10 protein-coding genes are annotated in these 9384 nt (G+C 38.5%); 1 reads left to right on the forward strand and 9 read right to left on the reverse strand.

All coding sequences use genetic code 11. The features are described from left to right. Nucleotides 1-205 precede the first annotated feature (205 nt). From HMPREF3103_RS00840 to HMPREF3103_RS00880, 9 genes are read right to left on the reverse strand one after another with little or no spacing between them, the layout of a single operon-like run. Complete coding sequence (locus HMPREF3103_RS00840) at nt 206-838, reverse strand: V-type ATP synthase subunit D (protein ID WP_083278681.1); 633 nt, start codon at nt 836-838, stop codon at nt 206-208. A gap of 5 nt (nt 839-843) precedes the next feature. After that, nucleotides 844-2220 carry a V-type ATP synthase subunit B gene (locus HMPREF3103_RS00845; protein WP_005605013.1) on the reverse strand — a complete coding sequence of 459 codons (1377 nt, stop codon included), beginning with the start codon at nt 2218-2220 and terminating at the stop codon, nt 844-846. Next, nucleotides 2213-3994, reverse strand: a complete 1782-nt coding sequence (locus tag HMPREF3103_RS00850; RefSeq protein WP_070436859.1) for a V-type ATP synthase subunit A — start codon at nt 3992-3994, stop codon at nt 2213-2215. The genes HMPREF3103_RS00845 and HMPREF3103_RS00850 overlap by 8 nt, the downstream gene beginning before the upstream one ends. Before the next feature lie 31 nt (nt 3995-4025). Beyond that, a complete protein-coding gene (locus HMPREF3103_RS00855) occupies nt 4026-4337 on the reverse strand; it encodes a V-type ATP synthase subunit F (RefSeq protein ID WP_070436861.1) in 312 nt (103 codons plus the stop codon). Then, the gene (locus tag HMPREF3103_RS00860) at nt 4327-5328 is read right to left on the reverse strand and encodes a V-type ATPase subunit (protein ID WP_070436863.1); all 1002 of its coding nucleotides are present in this window, start codon (nt 5326-5328) and stop codon (nt 4327-4329) included. The genes HMPREF3103_RS00855 and HMPREF3103_RS00860 overlap by 11 nt, the downstream gene beginning before the upstream one ends. Before the next feature lie 11 nt (nt 5329-5339). Continuing rightward, nucleotides 5340-5924 (reverse strand): hypothetical protein, encoded by a 585-nt coding sequence (locus HMPREF3103_RS00865; protein WP_070436865.1) that lies wholly within the window; start codon nt 5922-5924, stop codon nt 5340-5342. A 14-nt stretch (nt 5925-5938) separates the two neighbouring features. Beyond that, the gene (locus HMPREF3103_RS00870) at nt 5939-6421 is read right to left on the reverse strand and encodes a V-type ATP synthase subunit K (protein WP_005605008.1); all 483 of its coding nucleotides are present in this window, start codon (nt 6419-6421) and stop codon (nt 5939-5941) included. A 17-nt stretch (nt 6422-6438) separates the two neighbouring features. Continuing rightward, the gene (locus HMPREF3103_RS00875) at nt 6439-8403 is read right to left on the reverse strand and encodes a V-type ATP synthase subunit I (protein ID WP_070436867.1); all 1965 of its coding nucleotides are present in this window, start codon (nt 8401-8403) and stop codon (nt 6439-6441) included. After that, nucleotides 8390-8716 carry a hypothetical protein gene (locus HMPREF3103_RS00880; protein WP_005605006.1) on the reverse strand — a complete coding sequence of 109 codons (327 nt, stop codon included), beginning with the start codon at nt 8714-8716 and terminating at the stop codon, nt 8390-8392. The genes HMPREF3103_RS00875 and HMPREF3103_RS00880 overlap by 14 nt, the downstream gene beginning before the upstream one ends. 230 nt (nt 8717-8946) lie before the next feature. On the opposite strand from HMPREF3103_RS00880, the gene HMPREF3103_RS00885 reads away from it, so the two are divergent. Beyond that, nucleotides 8947-9291, forward strand: a complete 345-nt coding sequence (locus HMPREF3103_RS00885; RefSeq protein ID WP_005605005.1) for a hypothetical protein — start codon at nt 8947-8949, stop codon at nt 9289-9291. Nucleotides 9292-9384: the final 93 nt, after the last annotated feature.

The raw sequence follows: 9384 nt of genomic DNA on the forward strand, positions 1-9384 counted from the left end.
TATGTTTATACATAATACCCCTCCTTAATATTATAAAAACGTTTCCATAAATAATTTTAGCATTTTAATAATCTTGGCACATGAACGTTCTTGCTCTTTACTTATACTTTTTTGCTCTTTTTTAAACCGCTTCCATTTTGTTTATTATTTAACAATAATTAAATGCAAAAAAGTCCTTAGCACAAATAGTGCTAAGGACCTCATTTTATTTTTGTCCCATATCTTTGACTTTCATAATACGGGTAATGCTTGCGCGCTCATTTTCTTCAAGTTTCATTTCAATAAAGTAAATCGTTTCTTCTAATTGAGGAATCAATCGATATTCAAGGGCATTTACACGACGTCTTGTTTTTTCGATTTCATCTGCAAGAAGTTGGCAAGTTTTTTCAATCTCTGTCAACTCTAGTAGATCATTTAACACATCTGAGATTTGCTCTACAGAATCATCAATCTCACTGTTTGAGTTTAAGTAACCATATTTGAAGTCACTTTCCTCATTTTCATCTTTCACAGTGAAATTCATTTCTGGAACATATACACTCATAATGTTCTTTTCTTGAAGATCTAAGGATACGCTTTGGGGTGGAATCGCCACAAGCTCTTCTATGAAAGCTTCTTCTAATGTTGCCTTTGCAAGAACGAAGCTCTTCATTCCTTCTACGAGACGAGTTTCAACCGCCTCACGTAACGCATTATTTTTTCGAATTAATTCGATGAACTGACGCATTAACTCATCTTGTTTATCCTTCAGGAGTTTATGCCCCCTTTTTGACACGACAAGACGATGCTTTAATTTCGTCAATTCCATTCGGGTTGGTTTGACATTCAATCGTGTCAAAGGAATCACTCCCCTTCCGGAAGGTATTCATCTAATAACTCATCCTTAATCCGTTTCAATTCCGTACGTGGTAAGATGGATAGTAACTCCCATCCTAAATCAAGTGTTTCTTGGATTGAACGGTTCGTGTAGAAACCTTGTCCAACATATTCACGTTCAAAGCGTTCTGTGAACTCTACATATTTCTTATCGGTTTTCGATAATGCAGATTCTCCTAAGACCACCGCAAGTTCTTTAGCTTGTTTACCAGTCGCATAAGCCGCGAACAATTGGTTCATCGTTGGTGCGTGGTCCTTACGAGTTTTTCCTTCACCTGAACCTTTATCTTTTAGACGAGATAATGAAGGTAATACATTAATTGGAGGTTGAATCCCTTGTTTATCAAGAGCACGGTCCAAAATGATTTGTCCTTCTGTGATGTATCCCGTTAAGTCAGGAATTGGGTGAGTAATATCATCTTCTGGCATTGAAAGGATTGGAATTTGCGTTACTGATCCTGGTTTCCCGACGATACGTCCTGCACGTTCGTAAATAGTAGAAAGGTTTGTATATAAGTAACCTGGATATCCACGACGTCCTGGAACTTCACGACGAGCCGCTGAAATTTCACGAAGCGCTTCACAATAGTTGGTCATGTCTGTCATGATAACCAGTACATGCATTCCTTTTTCAAAGGCTAAGTACTCAGCTGTTGTTAATGCGATTTTTGGAGTTGCAATACGTTCAATCGCTGGGTCGCTCGCTAAGTTTAGGAACATGACTGAACGGTCAATCGCCCCAGTCTTACGGAAATCTTCCATGAAGTATTCTGCTTCGTCGAAAGTAATCCCCATTGCAGCAAATACTACCGCGAATTTTTCGTCGCTATTTAATACAGTCGCTTGACGTGCGATTTGGGCTGCTAACTCTTTGTGTGGAAGCCCTGAACCAGAGAATACTGGTAATTTTTGACCACGAACAAGAGTGTTCAAGTGGTCAATAGCAGAAATCCCTGTTTGGATAAATTCATCCGGATAGTCACGAGAAACTGGGTTAATCGCTTGTCCGTTTACGTCTAAAGTCGCTTCTGGAAGGATTTCTGGGCCGTCATCCATGACGTTCCCCATCCCATCGAAAATACGACCAATCATGTCTTCAGATACGTTTAATGATAATGGTTTACCGCGGAAACGTACTTTTGTGTCACGAATGTTAATGCCGCTTGGTCCTTCGAAAATTTGAACCATTGCTTTATCTTCGTTTACTTCCAGTACTTGTCCATGACGTAATTCACCATTTTGTAATTGGATTTCAACCAACTCATCATATTTAACGCCTTCGACTTGTTCAACCATCATTAAAGGGCCAACAACTTCACTAATCGTACGATACTCTTTAAGCATGTGTCATCCCTCCATGTTGAATTGTTTTTTCGATATCTGTTTTAATTTGCTCTCTGATTTCATCGAAGCGAGCAATTTCAGATTCTGGAATATATTTTGAACGTGCGATACGGTCACGCACATCTTCTGTTCCGTCGATAATCTCAGCATAGTATGAACCAAGTTTCATCGCACGACGCGCTTCTTTTTCAAATGTTAAGATGAGTTCTAACATGCGATATTGTTTCTCACGAGAGGTGAATGTATCGACATCGTCAAACGCATTTTGTTGTAAGAAGTCTTCACGAAGCATTTTAGCGGTCATCATCGTTAGGCGGTCACGTTCAGATAATGATTCAAGACCAACTAAACGAACGATTTCTTCTAAGCTTGCTTCTTCTTGTAAAGTGTTCATAGCATGTTGCACATATTCAGACCAGTTTGCATGTACGTTTTCGTCCATGTATTTACCCACTTCTGGATCATACAATGAGTAAGAAGTTAACCAGTTCATAGATGGGAAGTGACGTTTTTGCGCCAATGTGGCATCTAATCCCCAGAATACTTTGGCTACACGTAATGTATTTTGTGTAACAGGTTCTGAAGTATCTCCCCCTGGAGGTGATACGGCACCGATTGCTGTAATGGTACCTTCACGGCCATCGCTACCTAATGTCTCAACACGTCCTGCACGTTCGTAGTATTCTGCGATACGGCTTCCTAAGTATGCTGGGTAACCTTCGTCCCCTGGCATTTCTTCTAGACGTCCAGACATTTCACGAAGCGCTTCTGCCCAACGTGAGGTTGAGTCCGCCATAATAGCTACGTTATATCCCATATCACGGAAGTATTCCGCAATCGTGATACCTGTATAAATAGACGCTTCACGAGCCGCTACAGGCATGTTAGAAGTGTTTGCGATTAATATGGTACGTTCCATGATAGATTCGCCCGTTGTTGGGTCAATCAATTCTGGGAATTCATTCAATACGTCTGTCATTTCGTTTCCACGTTCTCCACAACCTACGTATACCACGATATCCACGTCTGCCCATTTTGCGATTTGGTGTTGCACCACTGTTTTACCAGCTCCGAATGGTCCTGGTACAGCTGCTGCTCCCCCTTTTGTTACTGGGAAGAAAGTATCGATAACACGTTGTCCTGTTAACATTGGAACTTCCGTATTTTTCTTTACTTTATAAGGGCGCCCACGACGTACTGGCCAACGTTGGATTAAGTTGAAATTGCGCACACCTGATTCTGTTTCGATTTGGTACACTGTATCTTCAATCTTGAAGTTTCCAGCTTCCACTTTAGTTAATTTTCCTTTAACACCATAAGGCACCATGATTTTATGTTGTACAACTTTAGTTTCTTGTACATAACCGACAATGTCTCCGGCTTCTACTTCTTGACCCACAGCTAGTGTAGGAATGAATTCCCACTCTTTTTCACGGTCAAGTGGATCCACGTTTGTACCGCGGACTAAGAAGTCACTTTGTGATACTTCTTTAAATTTATTGAGGGGACGTTGAATCCCATCAAACATTTGAGATACAATCCCTGGCGCCAATTCAACAGATAATGCTTCCCCTGTTGTTTCGACGGGTTCTCCTGGTCCAATTCCTGAAGTTTCTTCATATACTTGAATCGATGCGATATCTTTACGCATTTCGATGATTTCACCGATAAGGCCTAAATGTCCTACTCGACAAATATCTTGAATATTCGCATCTTCCATTCCTTCAGCAGTCACAAGAGGACCTGATACTTTTACGATTCTTCCGATCTTCACTGAGGTACCTCCCTTAGGTTTAATTGGTTGGTTATAAGATGTTTTGTCCAACCGCTTTTTCAACATTTTCTTGAATTCTTGATTTTCCAATTCCTAAAGATCCTTTATGGTTTGGAATAAGGATGATGGCTGGTGAAATTTCTGCATCATAACGACGAATTGTTTCCGGAATCTGACTAGCAATAGCTTCCGTTACATAAATAATCCCAAATTGATCTCCAGCAAGTTCATCAATCGTCTTGCGTGCACTTTGCGCTTCATGGCAAGGATACACGTCAAACCCTAAAATTTTAAAAGGAAGGATGGAATCTTTGTCGCCCACTACGGCAATTTTATGAGACATAAACTGGTCGCATCCTTTCTCTTAATTGTTCTTCAGTAAACTCATTGTCCACACCAACCAGTAATAGACGAAGGTTTTTCACTTCCATCTCTAACGCATGAATATACGCAAGACTTGGCAGTGGTCCAAATGGTTCAAAAGTTGCTTCTTCTAGAATGTGATAAATCAATTCTTCTTTTAATAATTCCAATGCAAAAACTGGATGTTGTTCCTGTTCTAAAATCGCCACAATCTTGTCATAGTATGGAACATGTCGATATAGGTCAATAAGAGCCTCTGTGCCCTTTTCAAGCACTTCGTCGATTAATAATGTCTTATCTACGGTACCTTCGCTAGACAATACCCCAATTAAGAATGAGCGTGATTGTTTTTGCTTTGCAGCACGGATTAAGATAGTGATATTCTCCAAATCAATCATAATGTTCACGATTTGATGGATGACTTCTTGATTCATAGTACGGTCGATGAGTCGAAGATGTTTGAAATAGTAGCGATCCATAAATACATCGGCAGCTTCTAAGCGGCCAAAGTTTTCAAAATCAGCATACGCTTCACGAACACCTTCAATCATAATATCTGGTACATCAAGTGAATCTTGAGTTTCGACTAATTGATTTAAGGTTTCGAAGGAATAACGTCCTAACGGTACACATAAATGCTTTAAGTCTTTTCCAGAGAACTTCGATTTCAGAAGAACTTTTAAATTATGGTAAGTGTAACGAATCGAGAATACATCAAGCAGTGATGCATCCGGAATGAGTTCTAACACCTCATCATAGTTGCGCTTCAAATGGGCATCTAAGACTGGATCGAACTGTCTTGATTCGAGAACTTCTTGTACATCTACCTCATAACTTGTCTTTTGCAAGGCTTCTAATGCTTGTTGTAAGGATTTAGATACGAGAATCCCATTCAATTGTTCCTTGGACAGTAATTGCTGTTCAAGAATACGAACGGTCGTATTCACTCCTGAATAGGCTAAATCATTCATTCCATCCCTCCTTACCCAATGAATGCTTTTCTAGCTAAGATAGGTGAATATTCTTCTTTTAAATCTTCAATTAATGCTTCGAATAAATAGTTATATTCGATACCTTCTTGTTTCAACACAAATCCTGCTTTCTTTGGAAGAGTTGCTTCATCGATGTGGAAAAAATTAAATTGCGAAGTTAACGCATGTTTGTCGTCATCACTCAAGCGAGAAACAGTTTCCTCTCCAAAAATAAGAGTTGTTTGTTGTTGTTTTGGTAATTTGCGAATAGCTGACTCGATAAAGAGACGTAATGTTTCCCCGCTCCAGGTAGACATTACTTGTAGAACGTCCTCAAATACACTTTCAAGAAGTTCACGTTTAACGCGCAAGACTTCTTTTTTACTTGCGTTCAAAATAGTCTGTTGCTCTTTTTCATATTGTGATTTTGCTTCTTGTTTTAATGCAGTTTTCTTCGCCATTTCTTGTTGCGAATATTGTGCATTCATTTGATTGATACGTTCTTCTTGTTCTTTAGTAGCAACCTCAATTCGCTGCTTTGATTCTTTTTCTAAATCCGCTAGAATAAGTTGTTTTAGTTGCTCTAAATCTTTCAAGAATACCCCTCCTCTTAACCTTTGTTAATGATAATTAAGATAGAAGCAAGTAATCCTAAGATTGCGTAAGTTTCAACCATTGCGGCAAAGATAATCCCTTTAGTAGATTCTTCAGGTTTTTTCGCTAAGATTTGTACACCTGCTGCTGCTACTTTACCTTGGGCAATCCCTGAGAATAAACCAGTGAATGCGATTGGTAAAGCTGCCATGAATAAGTATAAACCAGCTGCTAAAGTCATTGAAGCTGACATGTTAATCATGATGAAGAAGGCAACGATGAATCCGTAGATCCCTTGTGTACCAGGTAATAGTTGTAAGATTAATGCTTGAACGAATTTTTCAGGTTGTTCTTTAATTAAGGCAGCAGCTGCTTCACCGGCAATCCCTACCCCTTTCGATGATCCAATCCCTGAGAAGATAATGGCAATTGCCATCCCTAGAGCAGCAAAGATTTGCCCTCCACCATTTTCAGCGAAAAATGTTAACCAGTTTGTCATAATTATATTTCCTCCATTTATTCTGATTTCTGTTGTTTCATTTCAACGTATTTTTCATATGTTTTGAACGGTTTTAATGCGTGTCCGCCACCGTCGTAGAATTTACCAAAGAATTCAACGAACTGTAGACGTAAGCCGTGAACGTAAGCTCCAAGGAATGAAAGGAAAATATTCAACCCTTGTAAGGCTACGATTAAGAAGATACCTGCTGTAAAACGTGCAACTGGTGGAAGGAATCCTACCAACATATTGAACGCACTTGCGATACTTCCCCCTGATACAGCTAGAGCCATTAAACGCGTGTAACTCACGACGTCTGCTACGTATCCACTAATTCCGTACAAGTTATATAGACCGCTCGCTAAACCGCCCCACTTGTTTTCGCTCGTTAGGACAGTTACGACTACAATCGCAACGGCTGCGATAATCGCAATCGATGAACCGATTGTCGCAATCCAAGAAATATTGAGTACCATTGAGCCTAATACATAAAGAATGATACCTGTAATAATGGCTAACCATCCAAGATGACTCGTGTAGGCATCGGCATATGCTTTTTTCTTTAGATTTGAGTAAGCCCCAAGTGATAAGCCGACCATAATCTGAATAACCCCGAAGATAATCGATAAGATCATAATCGTAATAAGGTCATTTGAGAGTGATAGTGGCTGGAATGGTAAATCCGCCCCAAATGCTGATCCAAATATAATCCCCCAAATCATAACAGGGTAGCTTAATAAGTGGAAGAACTTCAAGTTGCGTTTCATTCCTTTATCAAAATGGAAGAACTTCAACATGATGAATGTTCCCAACCAGAGAAGTGCTCCGTATCCTAAGTCCGCTGCCATCATTCCGAAGAATGCAAGATAGAATGGCGCAGTATAAGGAGTTGGATCTAATTCTCCGTATTTTGGTAATCCATACATTTCTGTTAGGTTTTCGAATGGTTGTAAGAAGGCATTGTTTTCTAAAACCGTTGGCACTTCTTCGTATTCCTCTTCAGCAATCTCGAGTGGTAAGAAGACATATTCGCCTTCTCCTAATTTTTCCTTGAGTTGAACTTCAACGTCATCGACTGCTTTTGTAGTTAACCACCCTTGAAGCACGAATACATGTTGACCATTCACTAATTCATTTTTGGCTTGTTCTTTTTGTAATTCGTTATAGGTAACTTCGGCAGAAAGCTGTAACTTGCGAAGAAGATCTTTTTCTTCTTGTAAGTCGTCTAACACTTTCTTTTTAGCCTCAACAACGGCTTTTTGCGTTTCCAGATTTTTCTTTAACTCAATAGAAGGAGCTTCCTCAAAGGCGTACCATACAATACTGAAATGTGCTTTAGCAAGTTCTGTTTTGGCTTCTAATTGTGCCTTTCTTGGATAGGTCACAAGAAGTCCGATTTCCTCACGCGTATGATACACTTCATGAACAGAAATCAATTCACTGTTCTTCAAAATTTCTAAGTATACATTATCCACTGCTTGAGGAATGACACCCATCTTTGTCTTCGTATAAGGATGTTTGAAAATATCTTTTGGATAAAAATCAAGAACACTCCACTTACGTAACAGCGTTTCTTTTTCTCTCAGTTCTTTTAATTCATCCTCTTTTTTGCGTAAAGAAGAACGAATATTTTCAACATGTTGAACGAGCTCATCCGTATTCCACTTTGAAACTTCTTCTTGAAGTTCAGAGAGTGTAAACTGTTCTCTTGCAATTTTTAACTTTTGAATCATTGAAGGTTGCTTTTGATTTTTTTCAACAAAAGCAATCGCTGCATTAATTCCTTCGAACTGTTTTTGAAGAGTATTTACTTCTTGTTCATCAGCATCTTTCAAAACGATGGATTTTTGTGTAAATAGTTCTTTTGCCTGTTCTAGCGAGGTTACTTCTAAAGATTGTAATTCTTGAATAGCATCTAATAAGTCATTTTGCTTTTCTGTAGGAGCAATTAACATGACTTTATTCATTTTAGCTATCGCCATATCTCTTCAACACCTCCTTCACAGTATCCTGAACTAAATCCTGCTTCAGATTATTGAAACGTTCTGTTAACGCATGAATTTCTGCTTTTTCTTCCTCTTTCACTTTCGCTTCAAAAGCCACTCTCTTTTGTTGATTTTTTTCTTTCAACTCCTTAGCGTAAACTTCTAACGATTGTTCCATATTCGATTTTGCTTCATTCACTCTTTGATCTGTTGCTGCTTTCGTTTCAGAAAGCTTTTCGTCGAATTTTTCCTTCAACGCTTTCGCTTCAGATTCAATCGCTAAAACAGAATTTAGAATCTCTTGACTCATGTGACACCTCCAATCCATTCGTTTTCACGAATAGTAAAATGCTTTCCTTTCCATTATAAACTTTCTTTTGCTAGGTATCAAACGATAATTTACCAGTATTCTCGGGCAAAATGAAACTTTATAAATAGGAAGAAACACATCTTTTTTTTGAAAATTTTTTCTTTTCTATTGCTTTTTAGAACATTTGTTCGTATAATAAGTATGCAAACAAATGTTCGGAGGTATCGAAAATGGAACAACGCAAAACACCATTCACATCATTTATCAAACCATTGTTAAACAAATTACACGTTTCTGAAGAAGAATATGAAGAACGAGATATTTTCTTTAAACCAACTATCATGCCACTGATTGATGTAGTGGAACAAATTCACCATAGTTATTATTTTAAGACACCGATTGTTCTTCACTTCGAAAAATATGACAATGCTGGGAATTTGATTACTTTTACTAAAAACGGATTGATTAAAAGTCCTATCCAAATGAATAATCACTTTGTTTTCTTAGAGCAAGAAACTGGGATTACCCATATTCTCAATGTAGAACAAATCGTTGCTTGCATGGAAATCGATTAACAAAAATACCATATATGGTATTTTTCTACTTCAGTTAAACTGAAAAAGGAACTCACAAACATGATATGTACCCAGAATCCTGGACACATTTTT

This window comes from Granulicatella sp. HMSC30F09, assembly GCF_001806915.1.
GTDB lineage: Bacteria > Bacillota > Bacilli > Lactobacillales > Aerococcaceae > Granulicatella > Granulicatella adiacens.